Annotated in this window: 15 protein-coding genes; 3 read left to right on the top strand and 12 right to left on the bottom strand. The window is 70.6% G+C overall.

Features of this window, described 5'->3' with window-relative positions; genetic code table 11:
• Positions 1-5 precede the first annotated feature (5 nt).
• Both FEF34_RS32310 and rpsD read right to left on the bottom strand, forming a co-directional pair.
• Positions 6-437, bottom strand: coding sequence for a DUF948 domain-containing protein (locus FEF34_RS32310; RefSeq protein ID WP_138056322.1), 432 nt, complete (start codon positions 435-437; stop codon positions 6-8).
• A gap of 257 nt (positions 438-694) precedes the next feature.
• Positions 695-1,306, bottom strand: a complete 612-nt coding sequence (gene rpsD / locus FEF34_RS32305; protein ID WP_138056321.1) for a 30S ribosomal protein S4 — start codon at positions 1,304-1,306, stop codon at positions 695-697.
• 326 nt (positions 1,307-1,632) lie between these two features.
• On the opposite strand from rpsD, the gene FEF34_RS43355 reads away from it, so the two are divergent.
• Positions 1,633-2,253, top strand: coding sequence for a DUF2470 domain-containing protein (locus tag FEF34_RS43355; protein ID WP_325063655.1), 621 nt, complete (start codon positions 1,633-1,635; stop codon positions 2,251-2,253).
• 28 nt (positions 2,254-2,281) lie between these two features.
• Here FEF34_RS43355 and FEF34_RS32295 read toward each other — a convergent pair whose 3' ends face one another.
• The 4 genes from FEF34_RS32295 to FEF34_RS32280 all read right to left on the bottom strand — a co-directional run bounded on the left by FEF34_RS32295 (position 2,282) and on the right by FEF34_RS32280 (position 6,537).
• The gene (locus FEF34_RS32295) at positions 2,282-3,646 is read right to left on the bottom strand and encodes a replication-associated recombination protein A (RefSeq protein WP_138056320.1); all 1,365 of its coding nucleotides are present in this window, start codon (positions 3,644-3,646) and stop codon (positions 2,282-2,284) included.
• Positions 3,647-3,742: 96 nt separating this feature from the next.
• Positions 3,743-4,390 carry a vitamin K epoxide reductase family protein gene (locus tag FEF34_RS32290; protein WP_138056319.1) on the bottom strand — a complete coding sequence of 216 codons (648 nt, stop codon included), beginning with the start codon at positions 4,388-4,390 and terminating at the stop codon, positions 3,743-3,745.
• Between the two features lie 159 nt (positions 4,391-4,549).
• Positions 4,550-5,812, bottom strand: coding sequence for a histidine--tRNA ligase (hisS, locus tag FEF34_RS32285; RefSeq protein WP_138056318.1), 1,263 nt, complete (start codon positions 5,810-5,812; stop codon positions 4,550-4,552).
• Positions 5,813-5,823: 11 nt separating this feature from the next.
• Positions 5,824-6,537, bottom strand: a complete 714-nt coding sequence (locus tag FEF34_RS32280; protein ID WP_138056317.1) for an MBL fold metallo-hydrolase — start codon at positions 6,535-6,537, stop codon at positions 5,824-5,826.
• 153 nt (positions 6,538-6,690) lie between these two features.
• Between FEF34_RS32280 and FEF34_RS32275 the strand changes: the two genes are divergently transcribed.
• Complete coding sequence (locus FEF34_RS32275; RefSeq protein ID WP_138056316.1) at positions 6,691-7,479, top strand: peptidylprolyl isomerase; 789 nt, start codon at positions 6,691-6,693, stop codon at positions 7,477-7,479.
• A gap of 174 nt (positions 7,480-7,653) precedes the next feature.
• Positions 7,654-8,883, top strand: a complete 1,230-nt coding sequence (locus tag FEF34_RS32270) for a DUF349 domain-containing protein (RefSeq protein WP_138056315.1) — start codon at positions 7,654-7,656, stop codon at positions 8,881-8,883.
• A gap of 172 nt (positions 8,884-9,055) precedes the next feature.
• Here the strand turns inward: FEF34_RS32270 and FEF34_RS32265 are convergent, their stop codons facing one another.
• From FEF34_RS32265 to ruvB, 6 genes are all read right to left on the bottom strand, one after another.
• The gene (locus tag FEF34_RS32265) at positions 9,056-11,548 is read right to left on the bottom strand and encodes a RelA/SpoT family protein (RefSeq protein WP_138056314.1); all 2,493 of its coding nucleotides are present in this window, start codon (positions 11,546-11,548) and stop codon (positions 9,056-9,058) included.
• A 166-nt stretch (positions 11,549-11,714) separates the two neighbouring features.
• Complete coding sequence (locus FEF34_RS32260; protein WP_138056313.1) at positions 11,715-12,257, bottom strand: adenine phosphoribosyltransferase; 543 nt, start codon at positions 12,255-12,257, stop codon at positions 11,715-11,717.
• Entirely contained in the window at positions 12,254-13,366 is a 1,113-nt protein-coding gene (gene secF / locus FEF34_RS32255; RefSeq protein ID WP_138056312.1) for a protein translocase subunit SecF, read from the bottom strand. The genes FEF34_RS32260 and secF overlap by 4 nt, the downstream gene beginning before the upstream one ends.
• 1 nt (position 13,367) lies before the next feature.
• Positions 13,368-15,122, bottom strand: coding sequence for a protein translocase subunit SecD (gene secD, locus FEF34_RS32250; RefSeq protein WP_171053176.1), 1,755 nt, complete (start codon positions 15,120-15,122; stop codon positions 13,368-13,370).
• A 147-nt stretch (positions 15,123-15,269) separates the two neighbouring features.
• Positions 15,270-15,752, bottom strand: coding sequence for a preprotein translocase subunit YajC (gene yajC, locus FEF34_RS32245; RefSeq protein ID WP_138056310.1), 483 nt, complete (start codon positions 15,750-15,752; stop codon positions 15,270-15,272).
• 164 nt (positions 15,753-15,916) lie between these two features.
• Positions 15,917-16,996: a Holliday junction branch migration DNA helicase RuvB gene (gene ruvB, locus FEF34_RS32240; protein ID WP_138056309.1), complete on the bottom strand. Its 1,080-nt coding sequence runs from the start codon at positions 16,994-16,996 to the stop codon at positions 15,917-15,919.
• Positions 16,997-17,012 lie beyond the last annotated feature (16 nt).

The following is a 17,012-nucleotide window of genomic DNA, read 5'->3' as shown; positions in this document are numbered from 1 at the left end:
GGGTCTCAGTCCTTCTGCTTCCGGCGCCTCGCGGCCGGTACGGTGCGGCCGACGACGACCGTGCGCCGGGTCTGCGCGGCCGGCGCGCCGTCCTTGTTGCGGCTCATCGCGCGGCGCACTCCGTAACCGAACGCGGCGACCTTCACGAGCGGGCCGCCGAACGTCGAGGCGACGGTGGTGGAGAGCGCCGACGCGTTCGAGGTGACCTCCTGGACGTCGGAGGCGATGGCGTCGACCCGATCGAGCTGGGTCCGCGCGGAGCGGACGGTGGCCGAGGCGTCGGCCAGCAGCGGCACCGCCTGCTCGGTCACCTCCGCCATCAGCTTGGTGGTCGCCCTGAGCGTCTGGGCCAGCCTCACCAGCACCACGGCGAGGAAGGAGACCAGGATCGCCCAGAAGACGGCCACCAGGATCCCGGCAACCTCTCCACCGGTCACGCTGCACCGCTCTCTGCTCGTCGAGGGGTCACTTCGAAAGTCTTCGTCCGACCCTATCGCGCCCGGGGTCGGACCCCGTAACGGATCAGTGACCGCAGAACGGGAGTTGCGGGGATTCTACGGGCCGCCGTCCTCCGCACACGCTCCGTGTTCCCCGGCGCCGGGATGCGGAACGCGAGAGCCCGCCGCTCCCCCACCGGTGAGGGCGGGGAGGCGGCGGGCCGTGGCGCGAAGGCCGGTGGTACTGCGCCGCTGGATCAGCGGGCGTAGTACTCGACGACGAGCTGCTCGTCGCAGATCACCGGGATCTCCTTGCGGTTCGGCTCCCGGTCCAGGCGGAAGGCGAGCGCCTTGAGGTTGACCTGCAGGTAACGCGGGGTCTCACCGTCGGGCGCGTAGCCACCCTCACGGGCGACCTGGAACGGGTGCTTGTCGCGCGAGCGCTCGCGGACCATGACGACGTCGTCCGGGCGGACACGGAACGACGGCTTGTCGACCTTGCCGCCGTTGACCTCGATGTGGCCGTGGACGACCATCTGACGGGCCTGGTAGATCGTCCGGGCGATGCCGGAGCGGAGCACCAGGGCGTCGAGACGGCGCTCGAGCTCGATGATCAGGGCCTCACCGGTCTTGCCCTGCACCTTGCTGGCGCGCTCGTAGGCGCGGACCAGCTGACGCTCGGAGACGTCGTACTGCGCGCGAAGGCGCTGCTTCTCGAGCAGACGGACCTTGTAGTCCGAGTTCTGCTTGCGGCCGCGGCCGTGCTCACCCGGCGGGTAGGGGCGAGCCTCGAAGTACTTGACGGCCTTCGGCGTCAGAGCGATGCCGAGAGCACGCGACTTCTTGACCTTGGGTCGCGACTGGTTCACGGGGAACCTACCTCCATGTAAGTTAGGTGAGCCTTACCTTATTCGAGGAGGACGTAATGTCTCGACCGCATGGGATCCCCCTGCCCAGTGCGCATCGCAGTTCGGACGACTCGACGGAATCGATGTCCGCTTGCGACGACGATGAACAAGGTCAGCCGCGTCCCAGGGAAGGCGCCCGGCAGCCCACCGAAGCCGAGCGCGTACGAACCCTCGTTGAGAACAACGCCTCAGTATCCCTCACGCTGCCGGGTGCTCGCGACCACGGTCCCGGGTACTGGGAACCCGCCGCACGCACCGTCACGCCCGAGGGGGACGTCGTTCTCCTTGTGCCATCGGATTCTCCCACGGCCCGGGCGGCCGCCTACGCCCAGGACGACGACCTGACCTGCGTGATGGAGATCACCGATGTCGCCCCCGTCGCGGTGCGGCAGCGGATCCGGGGCCGGGCCCGGCTGGCAGGCTGGCTCACCGCCGTGCGCAACGAGGAGCGTGCGCGGTACGAGCGGCTGCTCGCCGGGCGGCACCCCGAGCACTCCCCGGCATACGCCGAGGTGGACCGTCCCGCCTGGATGCTCGTCCGGCTGGAGACCGGTGAGATCTCGGTGGACGACCTGTGGGGTGCGGGCCGGGTCGAGCCCGCGGACCTCGGCGCGGCCGAGCCCGACCCCTTCGCACGGCACGAGGCGGAGCTGCTGCAGCATCTGCACTCGGCGCACGGCGACCGGGTACGCGCGCTGGCGGGCCTTCCCGGCGAACGCGCGGGCGAAGCGGACGCCGCGGTGCGCGACGTGGTGCCGCTGGCGCTCGACCGCTTCGGGCTGCGGCTGCGCTGCACCGCCGCGGACGGCCGCGCGTTCGACGCGCGCTTCGACTTCCCCGAGCCCGTGAAGGACACCGGGGAACTGCGGCACGCGATGCACACCCTCTTCGCCGCGGCCGCAGGGTGACCGGACGCCGCACCGGGCGGCGGCCGGGTCAGGCGCCCGGCGGGGTCTCGCCGCGCAGCCGCTCGCGGACCTTCTCGACCACGTCCGCGTAGCGCGCCTCCGCTCCGTACCGCGTCGGCTCGTAGTAGCGCCTGCCGTGGACGGCGTCCGGCGCGTACTGCTGCGGGGCGATCGCGCCCGGGACGTCGTGCGGATACACATAGCCCCGGGCGTGGCCGAGCTTCGCCGCGCCCTTGTAGTGACCGTCCCGCAGATGGGGCGGGACGGGTCCCGCCAGCCCGTTGCGCACGTCCGCCAGGGCGGCGCCTATCGCGGTCGTCGCGGCGTTGGACTTCGGCGCCAGGGCCAGCGCGATGGTGGCGTGGCTCAGGGTGAGCGCCGCCTCCGGGAAACCGATCATGGCCACGGCCTGCGCGGCCGCGACAGCGGTCGGCAGCGCCGTCGGATCGGCGAGCCCGATGTCCTCACTGGCCGAGATCATCAGCCGCCGGGCGATGAAGCGCGGATCCTCCCCGGCCTCGATCATCCGCGCCAGGTAGTGCAGCGCCGCGTCCACGTCCGAGCCCCGGATGGACTTGATGAGCGCGCTCGCCACGTCGTAGTGCTGGTCGCCGTCCCGGTCGTACTTCACCGCCGCCCGGTCGACCGTCTCCTCCACGGTCTGGAGGAAGATCTCCGCCTCGCCCTTGGCGAGCGCGGCACCCGCCGCGGCCTCGAGCGCGGTCAGGGCACGTCTCGCGTCTCCCCCGGCGATCCGCAGCAGATGCTCCGCGGAGTCGTCGGGCAGGGTCACGGCCCCGTCGAGACCGCGCTCCTCGGTCAGGGCCCGGCGCAGCAGACCGCGCACGTCGTCGTCGGTGAGCGGCTCCAGCGTGAGCAGCAGGGAGCGGGACAGCAGCGGGGAGATCACCGAGAAGTACGGGTTCTCGGTCGTGGCGGCGATCAGCGTCACCCAGCGGTTCTCGACGGCGGGGAGCAGGGAGTCCTGCTGGGCCTTGCTGAAGCGGTGGATCTCGTCGAGGAAGAGGACGGTCTCCTTGCCGAATCCGCCCGCGGCGCGGCGGGCGCCGTCGATGACGGCCCGGACCTCCTTGACACCGGCGGTGATCGCGGAGAGTTCGACGAAGCGCTTGTTGGTCGCCTTGGAGACGACGTACGCCAGGGTCGTCTTGCCCGTGCCGGGCGGGCCCCAGAGGATCACCGAGGAGGCTCCCGCCGGCCCGCCGGACCCCTCGCCGACGAGTCGGCGCAGCGGGGACCCCGGCTTGAGCAGATGTTGCTGGCCCACGACCTCGTCGAGGGTGCGGGGACGCATGCGGACGGCCAGCGGGCTCGCAGACGGGTCCTTCTCCTGGCGTTCCTCGGCGGCGGCGGTGAAAAGATCGGGCTCCACGTGACGAAGCCTAAGCGAGGGGACTGACAGCCCCGGCGGAGTGCAGCCTCAGCGCCGGACCCCGGACCGCGCGCCGGCCGTCCGGCGCCCCGCGGCTCAGCCGAGCCAGAAGTCCCACCAGCGCGTCAGGATCAGCATGCCGATGACACCGGTGTGCAGCACCGGCAGGACCCAGGCGAACTCGGCCAGGAAGCCCTTCGCCCAGTCCGGGGCGGGCAGCAGCCCGTTGCGGATGTTGTGCGAGGTCACGTACCAGAACATGAAGATCGTGGCGACCCAGGCCAGGCAGCACCAGAGACACAGGGCGTTGATGTTGTACAGCGACTGGTACTGGAGCCAGGTGCAGAACGCGACGCCGAAGAGCGTGCCCGCGTTGAACGTCAGCCAGTACCAGCGGCGGAAACGGGCGCCGGCGAGGAGGCTCATGCCGACGCCGATCACGATCGCGTAGGTGACGAGACCGAGCATCGGGTTGGGGAACCCGAACGCCGAGGCCTGCTCGCTCTCCATCACGCTGCCGCAGGAGACGATCGGGTTCAGGCTGCAGCCGGGGGTGAACGTCGTCCCGGCGATCTTGGCCTCGAGGATCTTGAACTTGTCGATCGTGATGATCCACGCGGCGAGCAGTCCGGCCGCTCCGGTGATCACCAGCAGCCATGCGAACGCACGGCTGCCGCCGACGGCGCCGCGCACCCGCTCCGCTTCCCGGCCGGAGGACACGCCGTCAACCGCTGCAGTCGTCATATCGCCGTTTCCATCGCTCGGTCACTGCTCTGGCACGCTCATTCTGCCGCACTCGCGTACCTGTCCACCGTTCGGTGGGCATAAGGATCCGGCTCCGCCCCGCGTCGGGAACGGGAAGGCCCGGCCCCAGCGGGCCGGGCCTTCGGACGCCTGTCCCGGTCAGACGAGCCTCGCCCGGATCTCCTCCACCACCGAGTCGAGGGCGACCGGCGCCTGCTCGCCGGACTCCATGTCCTTGAGCTGCACCACGCCGTCCGCGAGATCCCGCTCACCGGCGACGATCGCGTACCGGGCGCCACTGCGGTTGGCGTTCTTCATGGCACCCTTGAGGCCCTTGCCGCCGTACGAGAAGTCGGCGGCGACCCCTGCCCTGCGCAGCCCGGTGACGACGCCGAAGAGCGCGCGGCGCGCCTCCTCGCCGAGCGGGACCGCGAACACGCTGGTGGACGCGGGCAGTTCGAGCTCGATGCCCTCGGCCTCCAGCGCCAGGACCGTCCGGTCCACGCCGAGCGCCCAGCCGACCGACGGCAGCGCCGGGCCGCCGATCATCTCGGACAGCCCGTCGTAGCGGCCTCCGCCGCCCACCGCGGACTGCGAGCCGAGGCCGTCGTGGACGAACTCGAACGTGGTGCGCGTGTAGTAGTCCAGCCCGCGCACCAGCTTCTCGTCGTCCTCGTAGGCCACGCCGGCCGCCGTCAGCAGCTCGCGGACCTCCTCGTGGTACGCCTTGCACGCGTCACACAGGTAGTCGCGCAGCAGCGGCGCTCCCGCGAGTTGCTTCTGGACCGAGTCGCGCTTGTCGTCCAGCACCCGCAGCGGGTTGATGTCGACGCGGCGGCGGGTGTCCTCGTCCAGGTCGAGCCCGCGCAGGAAGCCCTGGAGAGCGTCCCGGTAGACAGGACGGCACTCCTTGTCGCCGAGCGAGTTCAGCAGGATCCGGAAGTCGCTGAGGCCCAGCGAGCGGTACGCCTGGTCGGCGAGGATGATCAGCTCGGCGTCGAGCGCCGGGTCCTCGGCGCCGATGGCCTCGGCGCCGACCTGGGAGAAGTGCCTGTAGCGGCCCTTCTGGGGGCGCTCGTAGCGGTAGTACGAGCCCGAGTACCAGAGCTTCACCGGCAGGTTGCCGGACTTGTGGAGGTTGGCCTCCAGCGCCGCGCGCAGCACGGACGCGGTGCCCTCGGGCCGCAGGGCCAGCTTGTCGCCGCCCTTGGTCTCGAAGGCGTACATCTCCTTGGTCACGATGTCGGTGGACTCGCCGACGCCGCGCGCGAACAGCTCCACGTTCTCGAAGCCGGGCGTCTCGATGTAGCCGTAACCGGAGTTCCGCAGCGGCGCGGCGATCGCCTCGCGGACCGCCAGGTACTTCGCGGAGTCCGGTGGGATCAGGTCGTACGTGCCCTTGGGGGCCTGGAAGGTCGTCACGGAAGGTCTCGTCACATTCCTCGTCGGGGAGCGGCGGTGCCGCCGTCTCCCTGGCCGGCGGCCACCTCCCGCAGATACGGGTTGGCGGCGCGCTCGCGGCCGATGGTCGTCTGGGGGCCGTGGCCGGACAGCACCACGGTCGAGTCGTCGAGCGGCAGGCACACGCGGGCCAGCGAGTCGAGCATCTCGGCCATGTCACCGCCGGGAAGGTCGGTGCGTCCGATGGAGCCGGCGAAGAGCAGATCGCCCGAGAAGAAGACCGGCGGGACGTCCGCGGCCTCGGGCAGTCCGAACGTCACCGACCCCTTGGTATGGCCGGGCGCATGCCGCACGGTCATCTCCAGACCCGCCAGCTTCAGCGCGGCGCCGTCGGTCAGCTCGTGGACGTCGTCGGGCTCCCCCACGGTCAGCTCGCCCATGAGCGGCATCCCGATGGAGCGGCCGAGGGCCCTCTCCGGGTCGCTCATCATGTACCGGTCGGCGGGGTGGATCCACGCCGGTACGTCATGGGCTCCGCACACCGGGACGACCGAGGCGACGTGGTCGATGTGGCCGTGGGTGAGCACCACGGCGACGGGCTTGAGCCGATGCTTCCTGAGCGTCTCCTCGACTCCCTCGGCGGCCTGGTGGCCCGGGTCGATGATCACGCACTCCTCGCCTGCGGCCGGGGCGACCAGGTAGCAGTTGGTCCCCCAGGCCCCTGCGGGGAACCCGGCAATAAGCACGAATCGTCCTCAGTGTGTCGTCCGACGGGGATATCGCGTCACGGATTGCAACAGGTCAGAGCCTACCGGCGCTGCTCATTCGACAGCCAACCCGTATACGGTACGGACACACCCGTGCCCCACGGATCACACCATCACCAAGGAGAAGACCCGGTGGTCAGCAGCGATCAGCGGCGGCGCCAGCTCGCCAGGGAGAAGTTCGAGCGGCAGCAGCGGCGCCGTGAGGAGGCCCGCAGGAAGGCCAAGCGCCGCAACGCGGTCATCGCGGCCGGTCTCGCCGTCGTGGTGGCGGCGGGCGGCGCCGCGTACCTCTCGGTGGGTCTGGCGGACGGCGACCCGGGGGACGACTCGTCCCGGCAGACCGCACCGGCGCCGACGCCCACCGAGAGCGAGAGCGCGGCGCCCGAGCCGAAGATGGCCGTCGACGCCAAGGGCACGTACCGGATGTCGCTGGACACCAGCCAGGGCGCCGTGGCGTTCACGATGGACGCCGCGAAGACGCCCCGCACGGTGAACTCGTTCAAGCACCTCGCGGACAAGGGATTCTTCGACGGCACCACGTGCCACCGGCTGACCACGGAGGGCATCTTCGTGCTGCAGTGCGGAGACCCGAAGGGCGACGGCACCGGCGGCCCGGGCTACACCATCCCGGACGAGAACCTGACGGCGCTGGGCAAGCCGGCGGCGGACGGCAAGGTCACGTACCCCGCGGGCACGGTGGCCATGGCGAACACCGGCCAGCCGAACAGCGGCGGAAGCCAGTTCTTCCTGGTCTACAAGGACAGCGAACTGCCGCCGTCGTACACACCGTTCGGCAAGATCGACGAGGCAGGCCTGTCCGTGGTCAAGGCCGTCGGCGCGGCGGGCGCCGTCGGCGGGGCCACGGACGGTGCCCCCGCGAAGGCCGTCACGGTGAAGAAGGCGGCGGTCAGCAAGGGGTGACCCGGCGAATTCGGCGGCGCCGAGTGCGGACAGCCGGGCGGCCGGTCGCCTAGATTGGCGTTGTGCAGCGCGGGCTCGGTCCGCGTTGTGGGAGGGCGGGCGATGCCCGTCCAGGAAACTGTGGACGATGCCCGGGGCCCGAGCCCCTCGGGGGCATCATGTGGAGGAGGCGCTGTGAGCAGCGACCCGTGGGGCCGCGTCGACGAGACGGGCACCGTGTACGTGCGGACTTCCGACGGTGAGAAGGTCGTCGGATCGTGGCAGGCCGGCTCTCCCGAGGAGGCACTGGCCTACTTCGAGCGCAAGTACGAGGGCTTGGTTGTCGAGATCGGCCTCCTCGAGAAGCGGGTGAAGACCACCGATCTGTCGGCGAAAGACGCGATGACCGCGATCGACCACATTCGCGGGCAGATCGACGAGCACCACGCGGTCGGCGACCTCGAGGCGCTGAGCAAGCGGCTGGACGCGCTCGTGACGTCGGTCGAGTCCCGTCGCGAGGAGCGCAAGGCCCAGAAGGCGAAGCAGACCGACGAGGCCCGGCAGGCCAAGGAGGCGCTGGTCGCCGAGGCCGAGGAGCTGGCGCAGAGCGAGCAGTGGCGGGCGGCCGGCGAGCGGCTGCGGGCTCTCGTGGACACCTGGAAGGGCCTGCCGAGGCTCGACCGGAAGTCCGACGACGAGCTGTGGCACCGCTTCTCCCACGCGCGGTCGGCGTTCTCCAAGCGCCGCAAGGCCCACTTCGCCGCGCTGGACGCGCAGCGCGAGGTGGCCCGGCAGACGAAGGAGCGGCTGGTCGCCGAGGCCGAGGCGCTGTCCGGATCGACCGACTGGGGTCCCACGGCCGCGCGCTACCGCGAGCTGATGGCGGAGTGGAAGGCCGCGGGCCGCGCGCAGCGCGAGCACGAGGAAGACCTGTGGAACCGCTTCCGCGGCGCCCAGGACATCTTCTTCGCCGCCCGCAGCGGGGTGTTCGCGGAGCGGGACGCCGAGCAGTCCGAGAACCTGAAGCTCAAGGAGGAGCTGGCGGTCGAGGCGGAGAAGCTGGTGCCGGTGACGGATCTGAAGGCCGCGCGAGCCGCCTTCCGCTCCATCAACGAGCGCTGGGAGGCCATCGGTCACGTCCCGCGTGACGCCCGCCCGAAGGTCGAGGGCCGGATGCACGCGGTGGAGCGGGCGATCCAGGAGGCCGAGGAGGCCGAGTGGCGCCGCACCAACCCCGAGGCGCGGGCGCGTGCGGAGGGCCTGACGGGTCAGCTGCAGGCCGCGGTGGACAAGCTGCGCACGCAGATCGACGCGGCCCGTGCGGCCGGCAACAACGCGAAGGCGGACAAGCTCTCGCGTGAGCTCGAGGGACGTCAGGCGCTGCTCGACCAGGCGCTGAAGGGCCTGGAGGAGTTCGGCGGCTGACACCGCGGACACGGATACGGGACGGGCCCGGCGGCATCTGCATCTGCCGCCGGGCCCGTCCCGTATCCGTGTGCTGTGCCGGGCCCCGGACGCGGACCCGTGCCGGAAAAGCCCGGGACGCTCCGCCGGCCGGCCTCACCGGCGCCGAGCCCGGGCCGCGGCCCGGCGGCCGCTACGGGCGCCGCGCCGATGTCACCCGGTAGACGTCGTAGACGCCCTCGACCCCGCGAACCGCCTTCAGGACGTGGCCCAGGTGCTTCGGGTCGCCCATCTCGAAGGTGAAGCGCGAGGTGGCGACACGGTCACGGGAGGTCTGGACGGCCGCGGAAAGGATGTTGACGTGCTGGTCGGACAGCACGCGGGTGACGTCCGACAACAGCCGGGAACGATCCAGCGCCTCAACCTGGATGGCGACGAGGAAGACCGAGGACTGTGTCGGCGCCCACTCGACGTCGAGCATGCGTTCGGGCTGCTGCGACAGCGAGTCCACGTTGACACAGTCCGCCCGGTGTACGGAGACGCCGCTGCCGCGGGTGACGAACCCGATGATCGGATCTCCGGGCACGGGCGTACAGCAGCGGGCGAGCTTCACCCAGACGTCGTCGACGCCCTTGACGACCACACCCGGATCGGCGTTGGCACGGCGCTTGCGACCGCGGCTGCGGGACGGCGGCGTCGACTCGGCGATGTCCTCGCTCGCCGCCTCCTCGCCGCCGAGCGCCTGCACGAGCTTCTGGACCACGCCCTGCGCGGCGACATGGCCCTCGCCGATCGCCGCGTACAGCGACGAGATGTCGGGGTAGCGCATCTCGTGCGCGAGCGTGACCAGCGAGTCTCCGGTGAGGATGCGCTGGATCGGCAGGTTCTGCTTGCGCATCGCCCGCACGATGGCGTCCTTGCCCTGCTCGATCGCCTCGTCACGGCGTTCCTTGGAGAACCAGGCACGGATCTTGTTCCTGGCCCGGGGCGACTTGACGAAGCCCAGCCAGTCGCGCGAGGGGCCCGCGCCGGTCGCCTTGGACGTGAAGACCTCGACCAGGTCGCCGTTGTCCAGCGTCGACTCGAGGGGGACGAGCCGGCCGTTGACGCGTGCGCCTATCGTGCGGTGGCCGACCTCGGTGTGGACGGCGTACGCGAAGTCGACGGGTGTGGCGCCCGCGGGGAGCGCTATGACGTCTCCCTTCGGCGTGAACACGAAGACCTCGTTGCGGGAGAGGTCGAAGCGCAGGGACTCCAGGAACTCGCCCGGGTCCTCGGTCTCCTTCTGCCAGTCCAGCAGCTGGCGGAGCCACGCCATGTCGTTGACGGCGTCCTTGTCCTTGCCCGAGCCCTTGGGGACATCGGTACGGATCTTGGACGCGCCGGCGACGGCCTCCTGCTTGTACTTCCAGTGCGCGGCGATGCCGTACTCGGCCCTGCGGTGCATGTCGAACGTACGGATCTGGAGTTCGACAGGCTTGCCGCTGGGCCCGATGACCGTCGTGTGCAGCGACTGGTACATGTTGAACTTCGGCATCGCGATGTAGTCCTTGAACCGCCCCGGAACGGGGTTCCAGCGGGCGTGGACCGTGCCGAGCGCGGCATAGCAGTCGCGGACGGTGTCGACGAGGACGCGGATGCCGACCAGGTCGTAGATCTCCGCGAAGTCCCGACCGCGGACGATCATCTTCTGGTAGACGCTGTAGTAGTGCTTCGGCCGGCCGGTGACGGTGGCCTTGATCCGGGCGGCGCGCAGATCGGACTGCACCTCGTCCGTCACTATCGCCAGGTACTCGTCGCGCTTGGGAGCGCGCTCGGCGACGAGACGGACGATCTCGTCGTACATCTTCGGGTAGAGGATCGCGAAGGCGAGGTCCTCGAGCTCCCACTTGATGGTGTTCATGCCCAGCCGGTGGGCCAGCGGGGCGTAGATCTCCAGGGTCTCGCGGGCCTTCTTCTCCTGCTTCTCCCGCTTGAGGTAGCGCATCGTGCGCATGTTGTGCAGGCGGTCCGCGAGCTTGATGACCAGGACTCTCGGGTCCTTGGCCATGGCGACGACCATCTTGCGGACGGTCTCCGCCTGGGCGGCCTCGCCGAACTTGACCTTGTCCAGCTTGGTGACGCCGTCGACGAGCAGGGCCACCTGGTCGCCGAAGTCCCGGCGCAGGGTGTCCAGCCCGTACTCGGTGTCCTCGACGGTGTCGTGCAGCAGCCCTGCCATCAGGGTGGCGGGATCCATGCCGAGCTCGGCGAGGATGGTGGTGACGGCGAGCGGATGCGTGATGTACGGGTCGCCGCTCTTGCGCTTCTGGCCCCGGTGCCAGCGCTCGGCGACCTGGTAGGCACGCTCGATCTGGCGCAGTGTGGCCGTCTCGATCTTCGGGTCGTTGCTGCGCACGATCCGCAGCAGCGGCTCGAGCACCGGGTTGTACGGGCTGGAGCGCTGGACGCCCAGGCGGGCCAGCCGGGCGCGGACCCGGTTGGAGGAGCCGCCGGAGCGCGCGGGAACCGGGGCGGGCGACGCGGGCTTCGGGGCGGACACGGGAACGGAGGCCGGGCCGCCCGCACTCCCCTGAGCGGCCGCGGTCCGTTCCGCGTGCTTCTTCTCGGGCGTGTCAGGGGCCGCGACAGCCTTGTCGGCCTGCTGGTCGGGCTGCGCGGTGGCGGGACGGGCCTCGTCTGGCAAGAGCGCTCCTCGTGCGGGTCCGGGTCCCCCGGTCAGGCCCGGAAAGGCCATGGTATCGACCCCGGGCGTTCACCTCGCCCCGGGACGGGGACTGTCCACAACGCGGAACGGGCACCCAGTGTTCCCGGGTGCCCGTTTCCGTGCCGTAGCGGCGGTGCTGAGCAGGTCAGACCGTCAGCAGCGCCTCCAGCGGAGCGCCCTGCAGCGCAGGCTCCAGACGGGCCCGCCCGCCGAGGAAGCCCAGCTCCATCAGGATCGCGACGCCCGCGACCTCGGCGCCGGCCCGGCGGATCAGCTCCAGCGAGGCCTCGGCGGTGCCGCCGGTGGCGAGGACGTCGTCGATCACCATGACCCGGTCGCCGCCGCCGAGGTCTTCGGCGTGGATCTCGATCTCGGCCGTGCCGTACTCCAGCTCGTACGCCTGCGACAGCGTCGCGCCGGGGAGCTTGCCCGCCTTGCGCACGGGGATGAAGCCGAGGCCGGCTCGGACCGCGACCGGGGCGGCGAGGATGAATCCCCGGGCCTCCAGGCCGACGACCTTCGTCGCGCCGTGCCGGGCGCACACTCCGGCGAGGGCGTCGGTGAGCGCCGTGAAGGCCGCCGGGTCCGCGAGCAACGGGGTGATGTCCTTGAACATCACGCCCGGCTGCGGGTAGTCGGAGACGTCCCGGATGCGGCTGAGCAGCAGCTCCCGCATGCCCTCGGTCATCGGCGCCTTCCCGAGGGACGGCCCCGGCCGCGGCCGCGCTGGCCGACGACCGCTCCGGCCGTCGCCGCCTCGCCGGGCAGGGCGTCCTGGGACTCGCCGTGGGGCTCCGCATCGCCGTCCTCGCCGGACCCGCCCTTGGCGGCGGCCGCCGCGCGCTTGGCGAGGACCCGCTTCTTCAGGGCCTTCATCGCGGGCTCGCGCTCCTTGAGGTCGGCGACCAGCGGAGTGGCGATGAAGATCGACGAGTAGGCACCGGCGGCGAGACCGACGAAGAGCGACAGCGAGATGTCGTTCAGCATGCCCGCGCCGAGGAAGCCGCCGCCGATGAACAGCAGGCCGGCGACCGGCAGCAGCGCCACGACCGTGGTGTTGATGGAACGGACCAGGGTGCTGTTGATCGACCGGTTGGCGATCTCGCCGTACGTCCAGCGGGTCTGCTTGGTGATGTCCTTCGTGCCTTCCTTGAGGCTGTCGAAGACCACCACCGTGTCGTACAGCGAGTAACCGAGGATCGTCAGCAGACCGATCACCGTGCCCGGCGTGACCTCGAACCCGACGAGGGCGTAGATGCCCACCGTGATCGTGATGTCGTGGATCAGCGCCACGAGCGCGGCGAGTGCCATGCGCCACTCGAAGGCGATGGCCAGGTAGATCACCACGAGAATCATGAACACGCCGAGGCCGGTCCACGCCTTGCTGGCGATCTGCTCGCCCCAGCTCGGACCGACCAGCTCGAAGTTGATCTGGCCCGCCGGGATCTTCAGGTCCTCGGAGAGCTCCTTGCCGACCTGGTTGGCCTCTGCGGTGTCCAGCTCGCTGACCTGGATGCGCAGGGTGCCGTTGCCGAGCTTCTGGACGATCGCCGGGTGACCGGAGGCCTCCTGCGCGAACTCCTGGGCCTGGGCGACGGACACGCTCGTCTTCGGAGTGGTGAAGACGGCACCGCCCTTGAACTCGATGCCCATGTTCAGACCCCGCACCGCCAGGCCGACGATGGCCGTGATGGTGATCAGGATCGAGATTCCGTACCAGATCTTCCGCTTGCCGACGAAGTCGTAGCCGACCTCACCGCGGTAGAGCCTGGCGCCAAGGGTGCCGAGACGCGACATCTCACGCCTCCTTCGGGTCGACGGGGGCGGAGACACGGCGCGAGCGGCGCAGCGGCGGCTTGGCGCCGAGTCGCTTCGGGTCCAGACCGGACCAGGGGTGTCCGCTCGCGAAGAACTTCGTGCGGGCGAGGAGCGTCATCAGCGGCTTGGTGAAGAAGAACACCACGACCACGTCGAGCAGGGTGGTCAGGCCGAGCGTGAACGCGAAGCCCTGTACCTTGCCGACGGTCACGATGAAGAGCACCGCGGCGGCGAGGAACGACACGAAGTCGGAGACGAGGATCGTGCGCCGGGCACGCGGCCAGGCGCGCTCGACGGCGGGGCGCAGCGTGCGGCCCTCGCGGATCTCGTCCCGGATGCGCTCGAAGTACACGATGAACGAGTCCGCGGTGATACCGATGGCGACGATGGCACCGCAGACGGCGGGCAGGTTCAGCGCGAAGCCGATGGCCGGGCCGAGCAGCGACATCAGGGCGTAGGTCAGGATCGCCGAGGCCAGCAGGCTGAGCAGGGCGACGAGCGACAGACCCCGGTAGTAGACCACCAGGTAGATCACGACGAGCGCGAGGCCGATGGCGCCCGCGATGAGACCGGCCTTGAGCTGCTCGCCACCGAGCGCGGGCGTCACGGTGGTGACGGTCTCCACGTCGAAGCTCAACGGGAGCGCACCGTAGGACAGGATGTTGCCGAGGTCCTGTGCCGACTCCTGGTCGAAGTTGCCCGAGATCTCGGCGCTGGCGCTGAGGGTCTGGTTGACCTGAGGCGCCGAGACGACCTCACCGTCGAGCACGATCGCGAACTGGTTCATCGGCGACGGCTGCTGCGAGAGCTTGCCGGTGATCTTCGCGAACTTCTTCGAGCCGGCGCCCGTGAAGTCCATCTGCACGATCCAGATGCCGCGCTGCGGGTCCAGCACGCCCTTGGCGTCGTCGACGTCCTTGCCGTCGACCTCGGCCGGGCCGAGCAGGTACTTCTCCCAGCCACCGACACTGTTCTTGCCACAGGCGACGGTGGCCTGCTCGGGCTGGGCACCCTTGCCCGCGTTGGAGCGTGCCTTCGGGTCGAGGCAGTTCAGGGCGGCGAACTGCTTCTCCAGCTCCGGATTGGCGGCGGCTCCGCTGGGCGTGGGCGCCGGGTTCGGGCTCTCCGGAGCCTTCGGCTGGTCCGAGGCGGCGCCGCTCGGCGTCGGCGAGGGCGCCTTCAGCGCCTCGGTGACGGCACGGCCCTGCGTGGTCGGGCTGCTGCTCGGCGCGGTGGCCTTGTCCTTGCCGTCGGTCGCCTTCTCACCGGGCTTGCCGGACGGCGAGGCGCTCGGGCTGCCGGTGGGCTCGGGATTCGCCGGGCCGGCGGGCACCACGTTGAGCACGGGGCGGAAGTACAGTCGCGCGGTCGTGCCGACCAGCTTCTGGGCCTGCTCCGAGTTCGTACCCTTGGGGATGTTGACGATGATGTTCTCTTTGCCCTGGGTCTGGACCTCGGCCTCGGAGACACCCAGACCATTGACACGACGCTCGATGATGCCGACCGCCGTGTTCATGTTGGTCTCGTTGACCGCGCTCTCCTTGCCGGGCTCCGCCTCCGCCTTGAGCGTGATCGTCGTACCGCCCGCGAGGTCGATACCGAGTCGCGGCGTGGTGTCCCCGGACCAGAACATCCCGCCGACGAGACCGGCCATGACAATCAGCATCAGCGCGAGGGTACGCCCAGGCTTCCCCTGACCCCCCGGCGCCTTTCGGCCCTTCTTCGGTGCTGCCACCTTGTCGTTTCTCCCTGTCCAACCGCCCCGCGCCGGGTATGCGACGGGTCGGCCACGATGTGTTGTGGGGACCTGCCCCCGCGGAAGAAGTGGGCACGCACCGGGGACCGCGCGCGCCGGTGGGCGCGCCGCGGTCCCCGGTCGCGGCTACTTCGCGTCGGTGTCGCCGCCGCTCTTGTCGTCGCCCTTGGCGTCCTTGGCCTCCGGCGCCGACTCGGCGTCGTCCGCCTCGTCCTTCTTGCCGAGGTCGATCTTGGCATCCTGGGCGGCGTCGGCAGCACCCGCGTCGGTCAGCGAGGAGGCGTCGTCCGGCACGATCGGCGTGTCGCTCTTGAGGTCGTCTTCCCCGTCGCCGTGCACGATCCGGTTGTACTCGGCGTCCTCCAGAACGGCCCCGATGGCGTTCTTGGCGAATACGAGGTGCACGCCGGGGGCGGCCTCGAGGAGGACCGTGTCGTCGTTGACGTCCTTGACCGTGGCGTAGAGGCCGCCGATGGTCCGGACGCCGGTGCCGGGCTGCATCTGGTTCCGCATGTTCACCGCCGCCTGCTGCTTCTTCTTGGCGGAGCGGGTCATCAGGAACATGGCCCCGATGAGCACGATGAACGGGAGGAGGGTCACGATATCCACGGGACGGAATTCCTTCGCACGACCGCGGTGAGGAGCGGCCTGGTCTACGGGGGTGGGTACGCCGACCTTCACGGGCGGCATCGGCGGAGTCTAAGCGAGTCCGCATCGATGGAACAACGCCCAGCATCGCACCCCGGTTCCCGCCCGGGCGACCCTCCGCGCCGTCACGTCCCGAACAGACCCTGTTGTCCGCTCGCACCGGAGCCCTGCCGGGGCGGCACCAGGCCGAGGTGCGCCCATGCCGCCGGCGTCGCCACGCGGCCCCGCGGGGTGCGGGCCAGCAGGCCCTCCCGGACCAGGAAGGGCTCCGCGACCTCCTCGACGGTCTCCCGCTCCTCCCCCACGGCCACGGCCAGGGTCGACAGGCCGACCGGGCCGCCACCGAACAGCTTGAGGAGCGCCTTGAGCACCGCGCGGTCGAGCCGGTCGAGGCCGCGGCCGTCCACCTCGTACACCGCGAGGGCGGCCGCTGCGATCTCTCGGGTGACCCGGCCGTCCTCCTTGACCTGGGCGTAGTCGCGGACGCGACGCAGCAGCCGGTTGGCGATGCGCGGCGTGCCGCGGGAGCGCCCGGCGATCTCCGCCGCTCCGTCCGTGTCGACCGCCACGTCCAGGAGCTGGGCGGAGCGGTGGACGACGCGCTCGAGCTCGGCGGGTTCGTAGAACTCCATGTGCGCGGTGAAGCCGAAGCGGTCGCGCAGCGGCGGGGGCAGCAGTCCGGCCCGGGTGGTGGCGCCGACCAGGGTGAACGGAGGCAGTTCCAGCGGGATGGCGGTGGCGCCGGGCCCCTTGCCGACGATCACGTCGACGCGGAAGTCCTCCATGGCCATGTAGAGCATCTCCTCGGCGGGCCGGGACATCCGGTGGATCTCGTCGAGGAACAGCACCTCGCCCTCCTGGAGGGAGGAGAGGATGGCGGCGAGGTCTCCCGCGTGCTGGATGGCCGGGCCGCTGGTGATCCTGATCGGGGCACCCATCTCGGCCGCGATGATCATGGAGAGCGTGGTCTTGCCGAGCCCGGGGGCTCCGGAGAGCAGGACGTGGTCGGCGGTGGCGCCGCGAGCGAGCGCCGCCTTCAGAACGAGGTCGAGTTGTTCGCGTACGCGCTCCTGACCGACGAACTCGTCCAGCGACTTCGGCCGCAGGGCCGCCTCCACGGCCTGGTCCTCGCCGTCGGCGGAGGCCCCGACGAGCCTGCCGTCGGCGGCGTCGGCGGTCGGCGGTGCGGTGTCGTCCCAGTTCACTGTGGATTGCCTCGCG

This window comes from Streptomyces marianii (genome assembly GCF_005795905.1).
GTDB classification, from domain to species: Bacteria; Actinomycetota; Actinomycetes; order Streptomycetales; family Streptomycetaceae; genus Streptomyces; species Streptomyces marianii.
The sequence above is the reverse complement of the archived record's forward strand: the minus strand, read 5'-3'. Positions and strand labels throughout refer to the sequence as shown.

What these genes read in the sequence shown, in the direction of transcription:
- FEF34_RS32290 (WP_138056319.1), bottom strand. Translation starts at nt 4,390, where the DNA reads ATGACGACTGCAGCGGTTGACGGCGTGTCCTCCGGCCGGGAAGCGGAG.
- FEF34_RS32260 (WP_138056313.1), bottom strand. Translation starts at nt 12,257, where the DNA reads ATGACCGAGGGCATGCGGGAGCTGCTGCTCAGCCGCATCCGGGACGTC.
- secF (WP_138056312.1), bottom strand. Translation starts at nt 13,366, where the DNA reads ATGTCGCGTCTCGGCACCCTTGGCGCCAGGCTCTACCGCGGTGAGGTC.